Origin of the sequence: Streptomyces sp. NBC_00659, from assembly GCF_036226925.1 — a bacterium.
Lineage (GTDB): Bacteria > Actinomycetota > Actinomycetes > Streptomycetales > Streptomycetaceae > Streptomyces.
Window position 1 is genome coordinate 8787204 of record NZ_CP109031.1, and the last position, 20895, is coordinate 8808098.

General features: G+C 71.4%; 18 protein-coding genes. 9 read left to right on the top strand and 9 right to left on the bottom strand.

Annotation, left to right across the window (positions count from 1 at the left end):
* Positions 1-122: 122 nt before the first annotated feature.
* Entirely contained in the window at positions 123-950 is an 828-nt protein-coding gene (locus tag OG410_RS38390; RefSeq protein WP_329303378.1) for an alpha/beta fold hydrolase, read from the top strand.
* A 157-nt stretch (positions 951-1107) separates the two neighbouring features.
* On the opposite strand, the gene OG410_RS38395 is transcribed toward OG410_RS38390, so the two are convergent.
* On the bottom strand, positions 1108-3951 hold the full coding sequence (locus OG410_RS38395) for a SpoIIE family protein phosphatase (RefSeq protein WP_329303379.1): 2844 nt from the start codon (positions 3949-3951) through the stop codon (positions 1108-1110).
* 53 nt (positions 3952-4004) lie between these two features.
* Here OG410_RS38395 and OG410_RS38400 point away from each other — a divergent pair, with 53 nt between their 5' ends.
* Complete coding sequence (locus OG410_RS38400) at positions 4005-4163, top strand: hypothetical protein (protein WP_329303380.1); 159 nt, start codon at positions 4005-4007, stop codon at positions 4161-4163.
* 105 nt (positions 4164-4268) lie between these two features.
* Complete coding sequence (locus tag OG410_RS38405) at positions 4269-5573, top strand: AI-2E family transporter (protein ID WP_443063853.1); 1305 nt, start codon at positions 4269-4271, stop codon at positions 5571-5573.
* Between the two features lie 105 nt (positions 5574-5678).
* On the opposite strand, the gene OG410_RS38410 is transcribed toward OG410_RS38405, so the two are convergent.
* Both OG410_RS38410 and OG410_RS38415 read right to left on the bottom strand, forming a co-directional pair.
* Positions 5679-6125, bottom strand: a complete 447-nt coding sequence (locus OG410_RS38410; protein WP_329303381.1) for an SRPBCC family protein — start codon at positions 6123-6125, stop codon at positions 5679-5681.
* 108 nt (positions 6126-6233) lie between these two features.
* Positions 6234-6812, bottom strand: a complete 579-nt coding sequence (locus OG410_RS38415; protein ID WP_329303382.1) for a hypothetical protein — start codon at positions 6810-6812, stop codon at positions 6234-6236.
* Between the two features lie 156 nt (positions 6813-6968).
* On the opposite strand from OG410_RS38415, the gene OG410_RS38420 reads away from it, so the two are divergent.
* The 4 genes from OG410_RS38420 to OG410_RS38435 all read left to right on the top strand — a co-directional run bounded on the left by OG410_RS38420 (position 6969) and on the right by OG410_RS38435 (position 9145).
* Positions 6969-7478, top strand: coding sequence for a molybdenum cofactor biosysynthesis protein (locus tag OG410_RS38420; RefSeq protein WP_329303383.1), 510 nt, complete (start codon positions 6969-6971; stop codon positions 7476-7478).
* Positions 7479-7684: 206 nt separating this feature from the next.
* Complete coding sequence (locus OG410_RS38425) at positions 7685-8047, top strand: ArsR/SmtB family transcription factor (RefSeq protein ID WP_329303384.1); 363 nt, start codon at positions 7685-7687, stop codon at positions 8045-8047.
* Positions 8044-8553, top strand: a complete 510-nt coding sequence (locus OG410_RS38430) for an SRPBCC family protein (protein ID WP_329303385.1) — start codon at positions 8044-8046, stop codon at positions 8551-8553. Before OG410_RS38425 ends, OG410_RS38430 begins: the two co-directional genes overlap by 4 nt.
* Positions 8554-8590: 37 nt before the next feature.
* Complete coding sequence (locus OG410_RS38435; protein ID WP_329303386.1) at positions 8591-9145, top strand: TIGR03086 family metal-binding protein; 555 nt, start codon at positions 8591-8593, stop codon at positions 9143-9145.
* A 177-nt stretch (positions 9146-9322) separates the two neighbouring features.
* On the opposite strand, the gene OG410_RS38440 is transcribed toward OG410_RS38435, so the two are convergent.
* Complete coding sequence (locus tag OG410_RS38440; protein WP_329303387.1) at positions 9323-11602, bottom strand: FUSC family protein; 2280 nt, start codon at positions 11600-11602, stop codon at positions 9323-9325.
* Positions 11603-12204: 602 nt separating this feature from the next.
* On the opposite strand from OG410_RS38440, the gene OG410_RS38445 reads away from it, so the two are divergent.
* Positions 12205-14265: a serine/threonine-protein kinase gene (locus tag OG410_RS38445; RefSeq protein ID WP_329303388.1), complete on the top strand. Its 2061-nt coding sequence runs from the start codon at positions 12205-12207 to the stop codon at positions 14263-14265.
* Between the two features lie 81 nt (positions 14266-14346).
* On the opposite strand, the gene OG410_RS38450 is transcribed toward OG410_RS38445, so the two are convergent.
* Positions 14347-14679 (bottom strand): deoxyxylulose-5-phosphate synthase, encoded by a 333-nt coding sequence (locus OG410_RS38450; RefSeq protein WP_329303389.1) that lies wholly within the window; start codon positions 14677-14679, stop codon positions 14347-14349.
* A gap of 448 nt (positions 14680-15127) precedes the next feature.
* Between OG410_RS38450 and OG410_RS38455 the strand changes: the two genes are divergently transcribed.
* Positions 15128-15997 carry a lamin tail domain-containing protein gene (locus tag OG410_RS38455; protein WP_329303390.1) on the top strand — a complete coding sequence of 290 codons (870 nt, stop codon included), beginning with the start codon at positions 15128-15130 and terminating at the stop codon, positions 15995-15997.
* A gap of 186 nt (positions 15998-16183) precedes the next feature.
* Here the strand turns inward: OG410_RS38455 and OG410_RS38460 are convergent, their stop codons facing one another.
* The 4 genes from OG410_RS38460 to OG410_RS38475 are packed head-to-tail and all read right to left on the bottom strand — an operon-like array spanning position 16184 to position 20861.
* Positions 16184-17206, bottom strand: a complete 1023-nt coding sequence (locus OG410_RS38460) for an ABC transporter permease (RefSeq protein ID WP_329303391.1) — start codon at positions 17204-17206, stop codon at positions 16184-16186.
* Positions 17203-18165, bottom strand: a complete 963-nt coding sequence (locus OG410_RS38465; protein WP_329303392.1) for an ABC transporter permease — start codon at positions 18163-18165, stop codon at positions 17203-17205. Before OG410_RS38465 ends, OG410_RS38460 begins: the two co-directional genes overlap by 4 nt.
* Complete coding sequence (locus tag OG410_RS38470) at positions 18158-19759, bottom strand: sugar ABC transporter ATP-binding protein (RefSeq protein WP_329303393.1); 1602 nt, start codon at positions 19757-19759, stop codon at positions 18158-18160. The genes OG410_RS38465 and OG410_RS38470 overlap by 8 nt, the downstream gene beginning before the upstream one ends.
* Position 19760: 1 nt before the next feature.
* The gene (locus OG410_RS38475; RefSeq protein WP_329303394.1) at positions 19761-20861 is read right to left on the bottom strand and encodes an ABC transporter substrate-binding protein; all 1101 of its coding nucleotides are present in this window, start codon (positions 20859-20861) and stop codon (positions 19761-19763) included.
* Positions 20862-20895: the final 34 nt, after the last annotated feature.

Here is a 20895-nt window from a genome sequence, read left to right on the forward strand (position 1 = left end):
GCCGATGCCACATGGTCCGACAGGGCAGGGGCGGGCCGCGCGCGAGGCCGACGGGTGCGGCGGAGCCGAAGCGACAGCGCCCGAAGCGCGGAATTCGGGACCAGATTCGAGAGGACCCGTACATGCCCTTCGCCACGGCCGAGGACGGCACGCAGATCTTCTACAAGGACTGGGGATCGGGTCAGCCGGTCGTCTTCTCGCACGGGTGGCCACTGACCGCGGACGCCTGGGACGCCCAGATGAAGGTGATGGCGGACAACGGCTTCCGGGCCGTCGCCCACGACCGGCGCGGTGGCGGACGCTCCGGCCAGCCCTGGGACGGCAACAACCTCGACACCTACGCCGACGACCTGGCGGCGGTCATCGAAGCACTCGACCTCCGGGACGTCATCCTGGTCGGCCATTCGACCGGCGGTGGCGAGGTCACCCGCTACATCGGCCGGCACGGCACCCGCCGGGTGGCCAAGGCGGTCCTGGTCGGCGCGATCCCGCCGCTCATGCTCAAGACGGCGGAGAACCCCGAAGGTCTGCCGGTCGACGTGTTCGACGAGATCCGCAAGGGCGTCGAGACCGACCGGTCGCAGTTCTACAAGGACCTCAGCGCCCCGTTCTACGGCGCCAACCGCGACGGATCGACCGTCACCCAGGGAACGCGCGACGAGTTCTGGCTCTGGAGCATGACCGTGGGCATCAAGGGCGCCTACGACTGCGTCAAGGCCTTCTCCGAGACCGACCTCACCGAGGACCTCAAGAAGATCGACGTCCCCACCCTCATCGTGCACGGCGACGACGACCAGATCGTTCCCATCGTGGCCTCCGGCGACAAGTCCTCGAAGCTCGTCAAGGACGCGGTCTACAAGGTGTACCCGGGCGCTCCCCACGGCCTCGCCATGGTGCCGAAGTTCGCCGAGGTGTTCAACGCCGACCTGCTGGACTTCGCGCGCAGTTGACCGCGGCACACCCGTAGTCGCCCCCGTGGCGCGGTCGATGCGCTGCCCACGGGGGCAACGCCCATGCGGGCGGGGGCGTTCACGGGCCTCACCGGCCGTTGCCCGGAGCCGAGGCGTCCAGGCCCGGCGCCTCGGGGCGGAGGGCCAGGTCGGCGCCTCAGGACGGAGGGCCGGAGGGCCCGGCCGGCCGGTCCTCGTCCGCCGGTTCCGCCGCGTCGGGAAGGGTCTGCTCGGTCCAGATGGCCTTGCCCTCCGGGGTGTAGCGGCTGCCCCAGCGCTCGCAGAGGGCGTTGATGAGCTGGAGCCCGCGGCCCCCCTCGTCGGTGTCCGTGGCACGCCGGATCCGGGGCATCGTCAGACTCGCGTCGGACACCTCGCAGACGAGCGTTCCGCTGCACAGGAGGCGAAGACCGATGGGGCCGCCCGCGTGCCGGATGACGTTCCCGACGAGCTCGCTGGCCAGCAGTTCCGTCGTCATGACCAGGTCGTCCAGATGCCATCGGGCGAGCTGCTCCCGTACATGGCGACGGGCCTCACCCGCGGCCTCCGGGCCCTCCGGCAGCGCCCAGGACGCCACCTGCCGGTCGGCGACGTGGTGCAGGCGCGCGATCAGCAGGGCGGCGTCGTCGGCCGTGGGCCCACCCGGGAGCAGCCCCGCGGTCACGGAGTCGCACAGGACCTCCAGATCGGGAGAACCGGCTTCACCCCTGAGCAGACCGGCGAGCTGGGCCATGCCCTGGTCGATCTCCCGCTGCGGTGACTCCACGAGCCCGTCGGTGTAGAGGACCAGAAGGCTCTCCGCCGGCAGTTGCAGCCGCGTCGTCTCGAACGGCGGGAACGCGGCGCCCAGGGGAGGGTTGACGGCGACCTCGGGGAAGTGCGCGCTTCCGTCCGGCCGGACGACGAGCGGCGGCGGATGGCCCGCCCGCACCATGGTGCACGATCCGTCGGTGGAGTCGTACAGCGCGTAGAGGCAGGTCGCGTACGCGTGCTCGCCCAGGCCGCCCACGATGTCGTTGAGGTGGCCCATGATCTCGTCGGGAGGCAGTTCCAGGGCCGCGAGTGTGTGCAGCGCGGTGCGCAGGCGCCCCATGGTCGCGGCCTCGGACAGCCCGTGGCCCATCACGTCACCGACGACCAGGGCCACCTGCCCCGCGGACAGCGGGATCAGGTCGTACCAGTCCCCGCCCACGTCGGAGGTCTCCCCGGTCGGCAGATAGCGTGCCGTCACGGTCGCCTCGGGCACGGTGGGGAGCTCACGGGGCAGCAGCGCCTGCTGGAGTTCCTCGGAGCGGGTGAGCTCGGCCTCGTAGAGCCGGGCCCGCTCCAGCGCGTGTGCCACCAGGGCACTGATGGTGATGAGGAGCGTGCGTTCCTCGGCCGTCAGGTGCCGGACGGTGTCGAAGGCGATGACACACACGCCGAAGGTGTGGCCGGAGGCCGTCAGGGGGAGGAACGCCCAGGCCTCCTTGTCGGTCGGAGGCATGCCGTCGGGGTCGGGGAAGGCCGTGGCCCATTCCTCGCGCGACGAGCAGAAGTAGGGTTCGCCGGTCAGGATCGCCTGCCCGGCGGCACCGGCGTCCGGCAGGTCCCTGCCGTGGGCTCCTTGCATGTGCTGAAGGAAGGAGCTCGGATAGCCGACGGATCCGATGTGCACCAGCCTCTGGTCCTCGAGGACGAGAACGAGCAGGCCCTGGGCGCCGAACGGGGGCAGGACGCGCTGGGCGACGGCCGTCACCACGTCCTCGGAGGTGGTCGCGGCCGCGAGCTGTGTGGTCAGCTCCGCCGTCCGGCTCGCGCGCTCGGCGGCGGCTCGGACGGCCTCCGCCTCCTCGGCCTCACGACGGCGGCGATCGGTGACATCGGTGAAGTACACCGTGAGGCCGCCGGGGACGGGGACGATCCGCAGGTCGTAGCGGCGTCCGGTGTCGGCCAGCGCGATGTCGAAGCCGGCTGCCGTGGACTGCGCGGCGCCGCGCCGGCACCGCTCCTCCAGGTCGGGCACATGGTGCAGGGCGGGCAGGTGCCACAGGTTCCGGCCGAAGAGCTGCTCGTCGGCCGGACCGAGGATGCGCTCCGCCTCCAGATTGGCGAAGGTGATCCGCCAGTCGTCGTCCACGGACAGGAAGGCGTCACTCATGTGCCGCAGGGCACGGCTGAGCGTGTCGCGGGTGGAGCGCGCGGCGTCGCTCGCCCAGCCTTTGCCGACGACGCGCGTGACCTGGCCCTCGTCGTCGAGCACGACGTGACCGGACGCGCGGGTCCAGGTATAGCCCCCGTCGCCGCGCCGCACCCGGTACTCGGCCTCGAACGGCGCGTGGGTGCGGATGGTGCGATCGAGGGCGGCCAGGGTGGTCGCGAGGTCGTCGGGGTGCACCACCTTCAGCCAGGTCTCGACACCGGGCGCGAAGTCCCCCGGCTCGGTCTGGTAGACCCTCATGGCCACCTGGTCCCACATCAGTTCGCCGGTGCGCACGTCCCACTCCCAGGAGCCGACCGGGGTGGCGTCGAGGTCGGTGCGCAGGAGTGCGGGCGCCGGCATCTTCTTCAGCCGGTTCGTGGTCCATTCGGCCACCGAGGTGAGGAACGTCCACTGCTCGGACGTGGGCTCCTCGTTGTCACCGGTCAGACAGGTGATCGCACCGATGACACGGCCCTCGTAGGCCAGGGGTACGGAGAACCAGCCGGACCGCGACAGCAGCGGCGCGCTGGGTTCGGCCACGTCGGCGGGGAGCGCGGCCACCCACACACGCTCACCGGAGCGTACGGCTCGGGCGGTCGCCGTGGGCCCGTCCTGGTCGACGATCTCCCATGCGCGCGTGACCGACGACGGCAGTCCGGTGGAGGACACCAGACGCAGGGCCGACACGGGGCCCCGCAGGTAGACGGCCCCGCCGACGCAGCCCAGCTCCGCGATGGAGTGCTGAAGGGCGAGCCGGAAGACCTCGCTTTCCGTGATGCCGTCGTCAGCGGTGTCGAGTAGGTCCAGCCGCCTGATCACAGACCCAATATAGGGTGCAATGCCGTAAATGACATTAAAGGGATGGTGTGCTTGTGGGAGTGCCACGGGCCGGAGACGGCGGCGTCCGGTCGGGCCGCCACCGTCTCCGGAAGTGCCCCGCCGTCGGCGCGGCGGTCGCGGCCGAGGACCGGGTGTTCTTCGGGTTGCGGGGTGCGGTGCGCGACACCACGCTGGCCAGGACGCCCGCGTGATCGACGGCCCGGGACCGGTCGCCCGCTTCCCCGAGGCCGGGCGGCGGTGCGCGTCCGGGCACGCGTGGCGGGTGGGCGCGACGACGGGAGAACGGTGGCACACAGGTGAACGCCGGATCGCGTCGTCCTCAGCGGCGGCCCGGCGCGCCCGGCACGGGTCGCGGCGGGCGCCGGACGCGTTACGTCGTGGGGAATCGCTCCTCCCGTGGCGTCTGGACGGTCACGCGGGCGCGAACGTCCGCTGCCTACGGGCGGCACGGCACCGGAGACGACCAGGGGGCCCTGGTGCGTCACGGGCTACGGGTGGCCGCGGCCTACGCGTGGCGGCTGCTCGTGGTCGGTGTGGTCGCCTATGCGGTCTTCGCCCTCCTGGGCAGGCTCCAGCTGGTCGCGGTGGCCCTGTTCCTCGCGCTCGTCGTGACGGCGGTCCTGCGTCCCCTGGCCGACCTGCTGGCACGGCGGATGCCGAGGACCGTGGCGGTGATCGTCAGCATCCTGGTCAGCATCCTGCTGGTGCTCGGCGTGATGGCGCTGGTCGGTCGTGTCGTGGCGGGCGAGTCCGGCAAGCTGGGCCATGAGTTCGCCGGGGGTCTGGGACGGATCGAACGCTGGCTGGAGGGCTCACCGTTCCATGTGAGCCACGCGGTGATGTCGAACCTCCAGGGCAAGGTGGCCACGTTCGTCTCCGAGCACCGTTCCGTACTGATCAGCAGCGCCCTCAGCGGCGCCGGCCGCGCGGTGGAGTTCGTCACCGGCCTGGTGCTCGCGCTGTTCTGCTCGCTGTTCTTCATCCGCTCCGGGGACCGGTTCTGGCGCTGGTTCCAGGACCTGATGCCGGAGAGCGCGCGGGACCCGTGGGACCGCGGCGGGCGTGCGGCCTGGCGGACCTTCGCCGGCTACACGCGCGGCATCATCATCGTGGCGGCCACCAACGCCATCCTCGTCGGCATCGCCCTGTTCGTCCTGGGCGTACCACTGGCGCTGCCGCTCACGTTGCTGGAGTTCTTCGCCGCGTTCATCCCCCTGGTGGGCTCGCCCGTCGCGCTCGCCGTGGCCACGGTCGTCGCCCTGGCCACCCGGGGGCCGGTCGTCGCGCTCATCGTGCTCGCCCTGATCGTCGTCATCGGCCAGTTGGAGGGGCACGTACTGCACCCGCTCGTCCTGAGCTGGGCCGTCCGGCTGCACCCCGTGGTCGTGGCCCTCTCTGTGATCGCGGGGAGCATCCTGGCCGGTGTGACCGGCGCCGTCGTGGCGGTACCGATGGTGTCGGTCGCCTGGTCCGTGATCACCGAGCTGCGGGCACGCCCCGAGCCGGAACCCTCCGGGCGCTCACCGGACCACCGGTCCGCCCCGGCCGAGCGGCGTTCCGGGCCGACGGGGGATGCCGGGGCAAGGGCCGGGAAGCCGTGACGGCGCCGGGTCGGCGGCGCCGCTACGTCGTATTCCTGTAGTCCTATGGCGCCGTGGCGCCGTGGCCCGTAGCCCTGTCCCCCGTCCTCCCGCTGTGCCTCAGGATCAGGAGGCCTCGACGGCTGCCTTGATCCGCTGGCCGAAGGCGTCCGCGTCCTTGCGGGCCGCACTCAGCGCCAAGCCCACCAGGAGTTTGCCGATGCCATGGCCCTCAAGGACGTTGAAGATCCGGACCCGGGTGGTCCGGGGGCCGGTGGACTCGAGGTCGTAGCCGCCCTCCTTCGCCATGACGGTGTTCTTCGAGATCTCGGCCCAGCGGATCCGGCGGGACGGCTCGAACTCGGTGATGCGGAACTCCCGGCCCGTCTTCATTCCGGCGTCCTTGACGGTGCTGGTGAAGACGGTGCCCACGGCCGTCGGGCCCTCCGGAGTCTTCGTGATCGCCTGCACCCTGGGGCTGAACCGGGGGTCGTTCGTGCCGGCGGCGAGGTAGGCGAACACCTCCTCGACGGGGCGGTTGATCTCGGTTGTCGCCTCGAACTGACCGGACACGGTTCCTCCTGTGCTGCGATCACGGACCGCCCGCTGAGGGCGCGCGGCCTTGCCGCGCCCGATCAGCCTAGGGGCCAGGAGCGCTGCGGGCGCGTCGCACGGGCTTGTTCAGTGGTCGAAGCCGTCGGACAGACGCACGGTGTAGCCGTCCTCCTCCATCAGGACGACGGTGACGCCGAAGGGGTTGGGATGGTCAAGCTCCATCGGGGTGAACGCGTACGCGACGGCGGCCTCGACGGGCGGCGGAAGTTCGCCGTCCGGTCGCGGCGCGGGGGCCTGGTCCCAGTCGAGGGCGGCCGCGGACTCGTCCGTGTTCCCGGAGCCGGTGGGCAAGGACTCCTCGGTGTAGGGGAACTGGTGCAGCACATGCCCGTCCGGGGTGGCGCGGACCATGTTCAGGCACGGGGAGGGGCCGGAGACCGGCAGCTCGCAGGCGGTGGCGACCTCCTGGGTCTCCCAGGCCAGCACGACCTCGTCCGCGCCGGCCGCCGCCGCGATGTTCGACAGCGCCGCGATGCCGGTGAGCGCGTCGGCCCCGGGCTCGGTCGGGCGGACCCAGACCAGCCCGACCAGCTCGCCCCGCACGAGCGGCATGATGACCGGCCGGGGTACCGCACCCTCGCGCACGCCCTTGACGTAGGCGCTCTTCATCGAGCCGACCAGCGTGTCCCACGTTCGCGTGTCCACGGAAGCCCCTTTGCCGCTGTTGTCTTCGATCACCGCCGACCCTGTCACGCGGGGTGTCCCCGTGTCAGCGGGATGTCCGGCAGGCGACCCCTTCGGTGCCGTTCGCCCGTACGGCGGCGCGGACCGCTCACGCGGACGTCCCTTAGGGTCGATGGGATGGCGCGTGTGGAAGTCCTTCAGCTGCTGGTCTCGGCCGTGCACCGGTTCGAGGGCCGACCGGGCGACGGGGTGCCCCCGCTGCCCGACGCGGAACTGGTGACGACCGCTCAGGTGCGCGCCGGACTCGGGATCGTCGGCGACCGCTACTTCAACCATCCGGCCCATCGGAACGCGTCGATCACCCTCGTGGCGGCCGAGCGCTTTCCGCAGGGGACGGCCGCGGAAGCGGACCTCCGGCTGACCCGGCGCAACGTTCTGCTCCGGGGCGTGGACATCGACGCCTGTGTCGGCGCGACGATCTCCCTGGACTGCGGCACCGGGCCCGTGCTGCTCGCCGTACGCGGCGCGGCCAGGCCCTGCGCCTGGATGGACACCACGCTCGGCCCCGGCGCGCGACGGGCGCTGCGCGACGGCGGGGGAATCCGCTGCCGCCCGCTGACCGACGGCACTCTCGCGGTGGGGCCCGCCGAGTTCACGGTGGTGGAGCCGGCACCCGCGAAGGACTGACCCGAGGGTGCCGAGGGTGGAGCGCGGTCGGCCGCCGCGACGGACCGGCTTGGACGGGCCGGCTTGGACGGGCCGGGTTGTGGGCGCGTCCAGTCCGGCGGCCGCGAAGCACCGGCCCGCCGAGGTATATCCAACCAGTTGGTTGACTAAGGCGGGGGCTGGGCATACGGTTATTCAACCAACTGGTTGATTACGTGAGGTGAGAGGTGTCCGACGAGCGGCTGTCCCGGGTGTTCTCGGCCCTGGCCGACCCGACGCGGCGCGACATCGTGGCCAGGCTGGCCGCGGGGGACGCCACGGTCAACGAACTGGCCGAGCCCTACGACGTGACGGTGCAGGCCGTGTCCAAGCACATCCGGGTGCTGGAGGACGCCGGTCTGGTCAGCCGCAGCAGAGACGCCCAGCGTCGGCCCTGCCACCTCGAAGGCGAGGTCTTCGACCTGATGACGCGATGGATCGAACGCTACCGACGCGAGGCGGAGGACCGTTTCCACCGGCTCGACGCCGTCCTCGAACGGATGGGGGACCAGCCGGGCGAAGGCACCTCCGGCAAGGAGGCGGCATCATGAGCACCGCGAACCGGAGCGACCGGCACGAGACGCGGATCGTGGCCGACCCGGCGCTGCCCACCATCCTCATCACCCGGGAGTTCGACGCCCCCGCGGAGCGTGTGTTCAGGGCGTACACCGATCCCGGTCTCGTCGTGCAGTGGCTCGGCCCGCGTCGGCTGACCATGCGGATCGACGTGTACGAGGCGCGCACCGGTGGCTCGTACCGCTATGTGCATCGCGAGGCGGACGGGACGGAGTACGGCTTCCGCGGCGTGTTCCACGAGGTGCGCCGCGACGAGCGCATCGTGCAGACCTTCGCCTACGACGGCTTCCCGGACGGCGTCAGCCTGGAGACCACGCTCTTCGAGGACCTCGGCGGCCGGACCCGGGTCACCACCACCTCGCTCATGGCGTCCGTCGAGGCCCGCGACGCGATGATCAGAAGCGGTATGCAACGCGGTGTCCGCGAGGGCCATGAGCGCCTCGACGAACTGCTCGGCGGCCGCCGGAGCGGGAACGCCTGAACACCCGAAGAAGAACCGAGACGGAAGGCTTGAGATCATGACGAGCGCAGCCGACGAGCACCGCACTGTCGCCGAGATCTTCACCGAACGGGTGCGCGGAGTGCGCCCCGGGGCCTGGGAGAACCCCGCGCCGTGCGACGGCTGGGTCGCCCGGGACGTGGTGCGTCACCTGGTCGAGTGGTTCCCCGACTTCCTGAAGGCGGGCGCCGGGGTCGAACTGCCGAAGGGGCCGTCGGTGGACGACGACCCGGTGAAGGCCTGGACGGTGCACAGCGACGGAGTGCAGGCACTCCTCGACGATCCGGCCACGGCGCACAGAACGCTGTCGAACCCGCACATCGGCGAGGTCCCGCTGGACCAGGCGGTCGACCGCTTCTACACCGCCGACGTCTTCATGCACACCTGGGACCTGGCACGCGCCAGCGGCCAGGACGAGCGCCTCGACCCCGCCAGGTGCGCCCGGTTGCTCGACGGCATGCTGCCGCTCGACGACGTGCTGCGCGGGAGCGGACAGTACGGGCCACGGGTCGAGGTCCCGGAGACCGTCGACGTACAGACGCGCCTGCTCGCCTTCATCGGACGCAATCCCTGAGGAACCCTCCGGGGAGGGGTGCGGTCCCGGAACAGGTGCCGCCCCGGAACGGCGCAGCTCCGGGACGGGAACCGTCCGGGTCGGGATGCTGTTCGGGACGGGACGCCGTCCGGGTCGGGACACTGTTCCTGAAGGGGAACCGTTCCGAAACGGTCGCCGTTCCGGCCGTGGGCACGTTCACCTTCCGACGCCGTCACCCTCCTGCAGCGGCCGCGGCATCGCGGCTGTACCGGCCGTGGCATCGCGGGCGGTCGCCGGTGGCGTTCCGTCGCCTCGGACCGGAGGCGGCGGCCCGTCCGGACGGCTTCCGCCGATCGCCGTCAGCTCCGCCGCGAGAGTCCGCAGCCAGGTGTCGATGTCGACCAGCGCGGGCAGGACGGGGGCCGGGGCGGCGGAGACGACCTCGTGCGGAAGGGGCACCGGCGCCGCCCGGACGCCACCGGGCGGGAAGGCCGCCGCGCTGTCCATCGCCGAGGCCAGTCGCCCCGCGGACTCCCGCGCCCACCGGACCGCTTCGGGCGGCGCCGGACCGTACGCCTGCCGGGGCAGCCAATGGGATCCGATCACCGCGTGGGAGACGCAGTTGAGCGCCAGGTGCCAGTCCGGTCCGCTGTCGACGGCGTTCCTGCCGCCCTCGGTCCGGTACTGCGCGTAGGCGCGCTCGGCGATGCGGAGCCGGTGCCGGGTCAGCCTGAGCGCCTCATCGGTGCCGCCGTGCCGAGGCCGTGCATCGCCGGACGTCCCCGACGTCCCGGACGCCTCGGGTGCGCCGGACGTCCCGGACGCGCGGACCACGGCGGACACGGTGACCCGCACCAGGGGCGCCGCGGAACGCAGCATGTCCGCCACGCCGCGCCGAACCTCGGCGTGGGCTCCCGCGGGCCAGGCGAGCACGCCGCACACCAGCCCGATCGTGCAGCCCGCCAGGACGTCGAGCAGCCGTGTCCCCGCCAGCCGCCAGTCGGCCGGGGCGAGCTGGCTGAAGGCGGCGGCGACGACCAGGGTGAACAGACCCTGCGCCCAGGCCGGTCCCGCGATCGGCCCCACCGAGAACGCCACGAACATGGCCGGCACCAGCACGGCGGCGTACACCTCGACGGTGCCGCCGGCCTCGAAGATCAGCACCCCGGCGGCCAGCGCGCCCACCAGTGTTCCGACCGCCGCCGAGCGCACCGTGGACCAGGTCGCTCCCGCGGTCGTGCGCCCCAGCGTCAGCACGGTCAGCAGCACCCAGAAACCGTGCGAGAGGTCCAGGGTCCCGGCCACCAGACGGGCGGCGCCGAGACCCAGGGCCGTGCGTACGGCGTTCTGGAACAGGACCGAGCGCAGGGTGAGGTTGCCGGTCAGACGCAGCGCGAGGAGCCGCGCCGTGGAGGGCCCCGCGTACCAGAACTGTTCGGGCGGCAGACCGGCCGCGTCGCGGCGCCCACCGATCGCCACGGCCACCGCCGCCTGGGCAGTCAGGGCCGAGGCCGCCGTGACCAGCAGGTCGGACCGGCACTCCAGCAGTCGCTGCGACGCTTTGGCGTCCGTGTCGGGCCCGCTGCCGGACGGACGTCCGCGGACGGCGACGAAGTCGGCGACCATCTCTTCCAGGGCCTCGGGCCCCGGGACGGCGCGGGCACCACGCAGAGCGTCCGCCGTCGCGGTGCAGCCGGCCGCGACACCACGCAGCAGCTCCTCGGAGGGCGGATCGGCGGCCGTGGCGGAGTCCGGCCGCTCGGCCATCCGGGCGAGCTGATCCAGTACCCGCCGTGTCGCGGCTCCGGCCTGCGCCAGCCCCCGGTCGGTGCGGCCCGCCCCCGTCGGACGTGAGCCCGGTGGCGCCTGTGACAGCCGCAGCGCCAGCCCTTCCGCGCGCAGGCGCCGGGCCCGCTCGGGAGAGCGACGGTGGCCCTGGGCGGACGCGAGCGCCGAAGCGGCCGCGAGGTCGAGGGCGGCGGCGATCCGTTCCCGATACGGCTGGACGGGCGGGGCGGGCAGGAGCAGCAGCTCGCACACGACCAGCAGGACGACACCGGCCAGCAGGCCGCCGAGGCGCTGCGGAAGGGTGTCCGGCGCGTACGGCGGGAAGCACGCGAGCACGTAGAAGAGCAGCAGCCCCGGGACAGCGCCCGCCGCGGCCGGTCCGTACGCGGAGGCGAAGGAGACGGCGAAGCCGACCACCAGCATCCCGGCGACGGCGGAGACCGTAGTCACGGCGAGAGCGGTGCCGAGGGCCGTCAGCGCCACGGCCACCGGCAGCACGATCAGCATGGTCCGAGCCCGGTCGCGGCCGCCGCCCGGGATCGGGGAGAGGACGCCGAGCGCGATCGGCGCGAAGAGGGCGTAGACGGCGACGACCGGCTGGTCCAGCACGTAGAGGGCCGAGTAGAAGCCCGTGGCGGACGCGACCGTGACCCGTACGGACTGCCGCGCGGCCCGTACGCGACCGGGGGAGGGGGGCCGCTTCGGCATGGACGTTCCTTCCCCGGCGCCTCCCCGGGCCCGTCCCCGCCGTACGCCCATTGTCGACCGGGACCGGGAGGGAGGCACGGGCAGCGCCGGCGCCGTGGGTCCGGATCCGCGGCGGGGACGGGACCCGCTCGGCCGTCCGCCCGAGTCGGTCGGCCGAGTTCCTGTGACGCGGGGGAGCCGAGGCCGCCGTCGGCCGACTTGGCCCGAGGCCGGCTTTCGGCTTCGCCTCGGCTGTCCGGAGGATCGGATCCGCGCGGACAGGAATCCGCGTCGGTTGAGACGACAACAGGGTTTTCTCGTAAGGCAGTTGAAGGGAGAGGCGGCGGCGGGCGGCCGGTCGGTGTCCGGGCCCGCGACACGGTCCGCAAGCGTCTCGTCACCCGGCGGTCGGGCGCGCGCCGTCTGATCAGGGGTTTCTCTACCCAGGAGGCGGGTGAGCGCATAACATCCGGACGGGAAGACACCCGGAAGGCATGTCGGGGCAACCTGCCGGGACGCGGGCCCGCCCCCGATTCGTTACAGCCCCCGACCCGCCACCGTCCCCGACCACCTGTCACATCTCCGCCTGCGCACCTGTTCAGTCCCGCACGAAGGAACCATCAGTGAGCGAATCCGGATCCTCCGGAAGAGTCCAGCCGGCTCAGGCCGGCGATCCCTCCCGAATAGGTCCGTACCGGATCGTCGGTCGTCTCGGTGCCGGTGGCATGGGTACCGTCCACGCGGGCGTGGCCTCCGACGGAACGCGTGTGGCGGTGAAGGTGATTCAGCCCTCGCAGGCCCAAGAACCGGAATTCAGGGCCCGTTTCAGGCGTGAGGTCGACATGTCCTCCCGTGTCACCGGCCCGTACCTGGTCCCGCTGCTCACCGCCGACGCGAACGCCACGCAGCCGTGGCTCGCCACCGAGTACGTCGCCGGGCCGACGCTGCACGAGCACGTGCTCGCCCAGGGGCGGGTCACCGGACCCAGTCTGTACGCTTTCGCGGCCGCCACCGCGCAGGCGTTGGCCGCCGTGCACGCCGTCGGCGTGGTGCACCGTGATGTGAAACCGCAGAACGTCATCCTCACGCCCTCCGGTCCCCGCGTCCTGGATTTCGGCATCGCGCACGGCGACGACGACACCAGAGTCACCCGTCCCGGAGCCACGACCGGTACCCCGGGCTGGATCGGTCCCGAGCAGTACCGGACGGGTGCCGCCGGGTCCGGGAGCGATGTGTTCGCCTGGGGAGTGCTCGTGGCCTACGCGGCCACCGGGAAGTCTCCGTTCGGGACGGGCGCGCCCGACGTGGTCGCGTTCCGCGTGATGTCGGGTGAACCCGACCTGGACGGTGTCCCCGCGCCCCTGCGCGAGATCGTGCTGCGGGCACTGGCCAAGGAACCGGGGGACCGTCCCTCGGCCGCCGACGCCGCCGAGGAGTGCTTCGAACTCCTGGCCGCGCAGCTGATCCAGGCGATGCGGGCCGACACGTTGTTCACGCGGGCGGAGGACATGATCACCGCGGTCTGGGACATGCCTCACGTGGACGATCCGGCGTGGCCACGGCCCGCGAGACGCGGGCGAAGGCCATGGGCGGGCGTGTTCGTTGTCGCGGCCGCGGTCATCGGGGGCCTGGCGGGCGGAGTGGTCGCCCTGATGCCCGGCAAACCGGAGAGCGGCCGCCACCCGACGTCGAACGCTTCCTCCCTCCCGGCTTCCTCCGCTCCCGGCGCTTCCGACCCCGCTTCCTCGGCTGCCGTCTCCTCCCCGGCCGGCATCCCGCAGCCGTCCGGGACGGGCACCGGGGCGAGCACGAGGGCGAGCGCGTCGGTGAAGCTCGAGCAGGCCACGAGCGGCCGTCCGGCGAGTGTGGAGAGCTGGGCCGACGCGAGGTCGGCACGGGGCGAGGGTGAACACGACGTGGCCCGTGCCGTCCTGCGCGACCAGGGCGTTCTCGTCCGGGAACTCGGCGGCGCCATCGGCCTCGTCCCGAACACCGTGAGGTTCCACGCGTCGCGCGGGGAGGTCTACCTGTCGTACCGGCTCACCTCCGACGAGGCGGGGACGCTGTACGCGGAGACGGAGGTCGCCGGTCTGATGTGCCGGACGCTGCGGGAGTCCGTTCTGCGTCTGCACCCGGAACTGCCGTACCGCGCCTTTGTGATGGTGAGGGAAGAGACCGGTCAGGACCCGCTGGTGACCTGGGACGACGACTTCCTCACCGACGCCCGATGCGCATCGGCCGACGACGACTTGAGCCCTGCTGCCGCCGCACTGGGCTGGGAACCGGACGAACCGGGCCTTGGCCAGGCCATGATTCCCAGCACCGACCGCGACGAGATCGGCGTCGCGGACCGTGCCACCCGAAGGATCATCGAGCGGACCAACGGGATGCGTACGGCGCTCGGTACGGATCGCGCGCTCGGCAACGCGGAGCTCAAGGTGGGCTTCGATCCGAGCCGCTCGGCGATGTATGTGTGGTCGGACTACGGGACGTGGAATCAGCAGCAGGCCGCGGCCTGGGCGGGCATGGCGGCGGGCGAGGCGTGCCGGGCCCTGGTGCGGCAGCGGGACAGCGCGGGCGACGCGTGGCCGTACTCCCGTTACGCCGTGGCGGAGAGAGGCGGCTCCGGCTATCTGATGATCCGCTGGGGCACGGCCGGAACCCTGGCCGACTGTCCGGCCTGACCCCCTGCCCTGCCGGGTCGGGTCTCCGAGCGCGGAGACGGCCCCGCGCCACCGCTGCCCGTCGCGGATCCGGCGCCGCTGTCAGGGCACGTCGTGACGCCTGAGCGCCCGGGCGAAGGGCTCGCCGGTGCGTCGCGCGTACGCCATCCGCTCACGGACTTCGCGCAGGGTCCGGGGGCGGTAACCGGGTCCGCCGCAGCAACTCTTGTGGAAGCGGACGCCCGCGTGGAGCAGGACGGAGAGTGTCCTCCAGGCCGCGGTGTCCCGACGCCTGGGCGCCGCGAAGGCCGACCCCACGTGGATGAGCGGCGAGGCGCACCGGGGGCAGATCCGCACGGGACGGTCCCCGTCGTACGGCTGCTTGTACGACGCCCGGCAGGGCAGGCACACGTACGACGTCTTTCCGGAAGGCATGCTCCGAGGCTAGGCGGCACACGTTCCGCACGCGACGGATTTACTCGCCCGGTACGACCCGGCGATCAGTGCCGCGGAGATGCGGCACGTTGCTCCGTGCCCGGATCGGGGCGGAGGGGTGTTACTCACTTTTGAGTGACCTGTGGGTGACCTGTGCTGACGGGCGGCATGACCCGAAACGCCCTAGTTGTTGTCTGTGTAAGGGAGTTGGCGATGACAGTCCATCACTTTTCAGCTTTCCGTAGTTAAAGGCCATATACAGACGCCTGTAACTGATATGTCCGCAATTGGTAACAGGGGTCGGGTGTCGCCCGTCCTGGGCGGGGATGTGCAGCAACTTATGAGTCCTCGGCCACCGGGCCGGGACTCGCACAGGGTCGCACCGTGCGGGTTCCCCGAGAGGGGGCCCGCACGGGGTGTGCCGGCTCTCGAACCTTGAGGAGCATTCATGTCCGTTTCCACGACTGTCACTGCCCGCCGTGTGGCGGCCGCGGTCATCGCGGCCGGCGCGCTGGTCGGCACGGCGTCCGTGTCGGCCTCGGCCGCCGAGCCGCGCTTCGACCGCTCATACGTCGCCATCAGCAGGGTCCAGAGCGACGCGCCGGGCTTTGACGACCGCTCCGCGCGTTCTCTGAACGCGGAGTGGGTGGAAATCACCAACTCCGGTCGCCACGGGGTGAACCTGAACGGGTGGACGCTGTCGGACGAGGACGGCAACCGCTACAGCTTCAGGCACTTCACCCTGGCCGGCCGTGCCACCGTCCGTGTCCACACCGGCTACGGCCGTGACACCAGCCGTGACCTCTTCCAGGACCGTCGCAACGAGGTCTGGGACAACCGTTCCGACGAAGCCACGCTGCGGACCGCCCGCGGCCGCTTCGTCGACAGCGTCTCCTGGGACCGGTACTACGACCGCAACCACGGCCGTGACGACCACCGTGGCCACGGCCGTGACGACCACCGGGGTCACGGCGACCACCGCAACCACGGCCGTGACGACCACCGCGGCCACGGCGACCACCGCAACCACGGCCGTGACGACCACCGCGGCCACGGCGACCACCGTGGGCACGGCGACCACCGGGGTCAGCAGGGCCAGCAGGGTCAGGGTCCGCGCCAGGGCCAGCAGGGCCAGCACGGCCAGCAGGGTCAGGGTCCGCGCCAGGGACAGCAGGGCCAGCACGGCCAGCAGGGTCAGGGTCCGCGCCAGGGACAGCAGGGCCAGCAGGGCCAGGGACAGGGCCAGCACGGCCAGCAGGGTCAGGGTCCGCGCCAGGGACAGCAGGGTCAGGGGCTGGGCCACCTCCTCGGTCACTGAACCGCGACCGCAGGCTCACCCACCTGGGGTGTACGCGGGTGGCATCCGGTCAGAACGTGGGGATGACCGGCTGTAGTCCGGGCCCGGTCGGACCCGACGAGGCACGAACCCGCAGGACGGCATCACCACAGAAGACCCGCACCGACCGGTGCGGGTCTTCTGTTTCCGCACCGGTCGGCGCGGCCCTCACAGCACCCGGCGTCTGCGTCCGAGCCAGGTCTGCGCGATGACGACGACGGCGAGGAAGGCACCGCTGACGACCTGTTGGTAGGCGGAGTCCAGGGAGCCGATCTGGTTGATCACGTTCTGGATGACTTTCAGGAGCAGCACTCCGACGAGTGAGCCGCTGATGAAACCGAACCCGCCGGTGAGCAGGGTGCCGCCGATGACGACGGCGGAGATCGCCTCCAGCTCCATGCCCGAGCCCAGGATCGTGACGCCGGACGCGAGCCATGCCGCGTTGAGCGCCCCGGCGAGTCCCGCGCACAGCCCGGACAGCGTGTAGACGGAGATCTTCGTACGGGCCACGGGGGCGCCCATCAGCGCCGCCGCGTCCTCGTTCCCGCCGACCGCGTACACGTACTGCCCGAACCGGGTGCGCCGCAGGACCACCGCACCGAGGACGAACAGCGCGACGGTGATCCACACGGGCAGGCCGACGCCGAGCAGCGAGCCTTGTCCGAGCTCCGCGAAGAACGACCCCTTGTCCACGAGATACGTCTTCGATCCCTCGTCGGTGACGGAGAGCAGAATGCCCCGGGCACCCAGCATCGAGGCCAGCGTGACGATGAACGGAGCGAGGCGCGAACGGGCGATCAGCAGTCCGTTGACGAGGCCGATCAGTCCGCAGACGGCCAGGGGGAGCAGCAGCGCGACGACCGCTCCGTACCGCGATCCCCAGGCCGCGAGCACACCGCCGAGCGCGAACAGCGAGCCCACCGACAGATCGATGCCGCCGGTGATGATGACGAAGGTCATGCCGAGCGCGACCACGGCGAGGAACGCCGAGGAGAGCGCCATGTTCTCCAGGTTGTCGCCGGTCAGGAAGGTGTCGAAGCTGAGGGACGCCGCGGTCATCGCGACGACCAGCGTGACCAGCGCGCCGTGCTGCTGGGCGAGGGCGCTGAGCCGTTCGGAGCGGCCGGCGCCGGTCGGTTCCTCCTCGGCCGTGTTCTTCGCGCGCACCGGAATGTCCACGTCGGTCGTCATCGCTTTCCTCGTTCCCGGGCCGCGTAGACGGCGAGGACGATCACCACGGCCTGGGCGATCTGGGTCCACGACGGCGGCAGATCGTGCTTGATGAGCGTGGTGGTGAGCAACTGGATGAGGACGGCGCCGGCGACCGTGCCGCCGATCCGGATACGGCCACCGCTCAGCGGTGTCCCGCCGACCACGACGGCGGTGATGGCGGACAGTTCCATCAGGTTGCCGAGCGAGGACGGGTCGCTCGCGGTGAGGCGGGCGGTGGCCAGGACGCCCGCGACGGCCGCGAGGACGCCCGAGCACACGTACACCAGGATGAGGACGCGGCGTACCGGCAGTCCGGCGAGCCGGGCCGCGGGGCGGCTGTCCCCGATGGCGAGGAGGCTGCGGCCGAAGGTCGTGCGGCGTACGACGAAGCCGACGAGCAGGGCGAGGGCCGCGGCGATCAGGACGACGTACGGGACGCCCAGGACGTCGCCGGAGCCGAGTTCCGCCATGGCCGGGTCGTGGACGTCCTTGAGCTGGGGGAGGAGTACCAGGGCCAGCCCGCGCCCGGCGACCATCAGGGCGAGTGTCGCCACGATCGGCTGGACGCCGACGAACGCGATGAGCGATCCGTTCGCGACACCCACCACGGCACCGCCCACGAGCGCGATCAGGACGGCGATCCCGGGTCCGTAGCCGAGATAGAGGGACAGGAGCGAGGTGGACAGGGCCATCACCGAGCCCACCGCCAGGTCGACGCCCTCGCTGCCGATCGCCAGTGCCATGCCGAGTGCCACGATGAGGACCGGTGCGACCTGGACCGCCTGGGTGCGGAAGTTCTCCGTGGACAGGAAGTGCGGGGTGAAGACGGTGTTCACCAGGAAGAGGACCACGACGCCCAGGTAGACGCCGTACTCCTGGAGCAGGGCCAGCAGACGGTCGCGGTCGGCGGAGACCCGGCCGAGGGTCAGGTCAGTCATCGTGGCCTCCCGGTCCGGTGCCCTTGTCGGTGGCCGCGGCTGTGACGGCGGTGGCGGCGGCTGTGACGGCGGTGGCGGCAGTGACGGCGGGTGCGGCGGGTGCGGTGGCGATCGCGCGCATCAGCCGGTCCTCGGTGACGGCGTCGCCCGTCAGTTCCTCCACGACCGCGCCGTCCTTGAGGACGATGACCCGGTCGCTGCCCTCGATCAGTTCCTCGGGGTCGGAGGAGATGAGCAGGACGCCCAGCCCGTCGCCGGCCAGTTCGTCGATCAGTTTCTGCACCTCCGCCTTGGCGCCGACGTCGATGCCCCGGGTCGGCTCGTCGAGAAGCAGGACCTTGGGCTGCATGGCCAGCCAGCGGGCCAGCAGCACCTTCTGCTGGTTGCCGCCGGACAGTTCGCCCACCTTCTGGTGGGGGCTCGCGGCCTTGATCCGCAGCCGCTTCATGAACGTCTCCACGATCCGGTCGATGCGTGCCTCGTCGACCAGACCGAAGCGTGAGAGCCCCGGCAGCGCGGCGAGCGCGATGTTCTCCCGGACCGAGAGGCCCGGCACGATCCCCTCGGCCTTGCGGTCCTCGGGCAGCAGGCTGATGCCGGCCCGGATCGCGGCGGGCGTCGATCCCGTGCGTACGCGCACGCCCGCCACCACGACCCGCCCGGAGTCGGTGGGGAGCGCACCCGCGATGGCCTTGGCGGTCTCGGTACGCCCCGAACCGAGCAGCCCGCCCAGTCCCACCACCTCACCGGGCCGTACGGAGACGGACACGCCGTGCAGCTGGTGACGTACGGTCAGTTCCCTTGCGTCCAGGACAGGTTCGGCCTCGGTGTCGTGACCGCCCGAGAACTTGGTCAGGCCCTCCTGCCGTACGTCCGCGATCTCCCGCCCCAGCATCAGCCCCACGAGCCTGAGCCGGTCGAGTTCGGCGATCCGGCCCGTGTGGACGACCTTGCCGTCGCGCAGCACGGTGACCGCGTCGCAGATCTCGTACAACTCGTCGAGCCGGTGGCTGACGTAGATCACCGCGATGCCCCGCTCGCGCAGCATCCGGATCACCCCGAACAGGGTCCGCACCTCGCGCGGTTCGAGCGAGGAGGTCGGTTCGTCCATGACGACCACCCGGGCGTCGACCGAGACGGCCCGGGCGAGAGCCACCATCTGCTGTGCGCCGACGCCCAGTTCACGCAGTGGCCGGCGTACGTCGACCCGCAGGCCCAGGTCGCGCAGTGCCTCCTCGGCCCTCCGGTGCATGCTCCGGAAGTCGATCAGGCCGAGGCGGCCGCGGGGTTCACGGCCGAGGAAGAGGTTGCGGGCCACGCTCATCAGCGGGACCAGGTTGACCTCCTGGTAGATGGTGGAGATTCCCGCGTGCTGCGCCTGGAGCGGGGTGGCGAAGCGGACCGGGGCGCCGTCGTACGCCACCTCGCCCTCGTCGGGCTGGTAGACGCCGGTGAGAACCTTGATGAGGGTCGACTTGCCCGCGCCGTTCTCACCGATGAGGGCGTGCACCTCCCCGGCGCGGGCCGTGAAGTCCACGAGGGACAGGGCCTTCACGCCGGGGAAGGTCTTCGACAGGCCGGTCACCGACAACATGTCAGAAGGCCTTGCCCAGGTCGGCCTTGGCGTTGTTCTTGGTGTACGCGCTGTCCTGGATGACGATGTCCTGGGAGACCTTCTCGCCCTTGGTGAAGGTGTCCAGGGTCTGGAAGGCGAGCGGCCCGAAGCGCGGGTTGGACTCGATGACCCCGTCGATCCAGCCGTCGACGATGCCCTGGACGGCGTTGCGGGTGCCGTCGATCGTCACGATCTTCACCGCGCCGGGCTGCTTGCCGGCCCCCTTGAGGGCGTTCACCGCGCCGAGGCCCATCTCGTCGTTCTCGGCGTAGATCCCGGTGATGCCGGGCTTGGACTGGATGAGGTTCTCGGTGACCGACTGGCCCTTCTCCCGGGCGAATTCACCGGTCTGCTTGAAGACGATCTTGAGGCCGGGAGCCTTCTCCTTGATGCGGTCCTCGAAGCCCTGGGTGCGTTCGGTCGTCACGTTGTTGCCGGCGGCGCCGAGCAGGATGGCGATCTCGCCCTTGCCACCGGTCGATTCGATCATCTGGTCCGCGGCCCGCTTGCCCTGCTCCACGAAGTCGGAGCCGATGAAGCTCACATAGTCCTTGCAGGCGGTGGCGTTGATCTTGCGGTCGATGGTGATGATCGGGATGTGCTTGGCGGACGCCGAGCGCAGGACCGGCTCCCAGCCGTCGGAGTTGAGCGGAGCGATCACGAGGAGGTCGGCGCCCTTGGCGATGAGGTCCTGGACATCGCTGATCTGCTTGGAGAACTGCGACTGGGCGTTGGCCGTCAGCAGTTTCACGCCCAGCTTGTCCGCCTCGGCCTTGATCGACGCGGTCTCGGCGATCCGGAAGGGGTTGGCCTCCTTCTCGGACTGGGAGAAGCCGACGGTGGCCGACTTCAGGTCGGTCTTCTTGGCGCCGTAGGCGTCGATGGCGCAGGCCGGTCCCGAACCCGAGGACGGTGAGGCGACGACCTGCCCCTGGTCGCCCTGGCTCGCGGAGCTCTTGTCCTTGCCTGCGGTGTCGTCCTCGGACTTCGCGCATCCGGAGACGAGCGCGAGGCTCGTGATGAGGCCGGTGGCGAGGAGGGTCCTGGCGGAGGTGCGGTGACGTGGTGCGAGCGGCTTCATGGAGTCCCCAAACGGCGCGGCCCCGGCGCTGAGA

What these genes read in the sequence shown, in the direction of transcription:
- OG410_RS38390 (WP_329303378.1), top strand. Translation starts at nt 123, where the DNA reads ATGCCCTTCGCCACGGCCGAGGACGGCACGCAGATCTTCTACAAGGAC.
- OG410_RS38420 (WP_329303383.1), top strand. Translation starts at nt 6,969, where the DNA reads ATGGCGCGTGTGGAAGTCCTTCAGCTGCTGGTCTCGGCCGTGCACCGG.
- OG410_RS38430 (WP_329303385.1), top strand. Translation starts at nt 8,044, where the DNA reads ATGAGCACCGCGAACCGGAGCGACCGGCACGAGACGCGGATCGTGGCC.
- OG410_RS38435 (WP_329303386.1), top strand. Translation starts at nt 8,591, where the DNA reads ATGACGAGCGCAGCCGACGAGCACCGCACTGTCGCCGAGATCTTCACC.
- OG410_RS38440 (WP_329303387.1), bottom strand. Translation starts at nt 11,602, where the DNA reads ATGCCGAAGCGGCCCCCCTCCCCCGGTCGCGTACGGGCCGCGCGGCAG.
- OG410_RS38450 (WP_329303389.1), bottom strand. Translation starts at nt 14,679, where the DNA reads ATGCCTTCCGGAAAGACGTCGTACGTGTGCCTGCCCTGCCGGGCGTCG.
- OG410_RS38455 (WP_329303390.1), top strand. Translation starts at nt 15,128, where the DNA reads ATGTCCGTTTCCACGACTGTCACTGCCCGCCGTGTGGCGGCCGCGGTC.
- OG410_RS38460 (WP_329303391.1), bottom strand. Translation starts at nt 17,206, where the DNA reads ATGACGACCGACGTGGACATTCCGGTGCGCGCGAAGAACACGGCCGAG.
- OG410_RS38465 (WP_329303392.1), bottom strand. Translation starts at nt 18,165, where the DNA reads ATGACTGACCTGACCCTCGGCCGGGTCTCCGCCGACCGCGACCGTCTG.
- OG410_RS38470 (WP_329303393.1), bottom strand. Translation starts at nt 19,759, where the DNA reads ATGTTGTCGGTGACCGGCCTGTCGAAGACCTTCCCCGGCGTGAAGGCC.
- OG410_RS38475 (WP_329303394.1), bottom strand. Translation starts at nt 20,861, where the DNA reads ATGAAGCCGCTCGCACCACGTCACCGCACCTCCGCCAGGACCCTCCTC.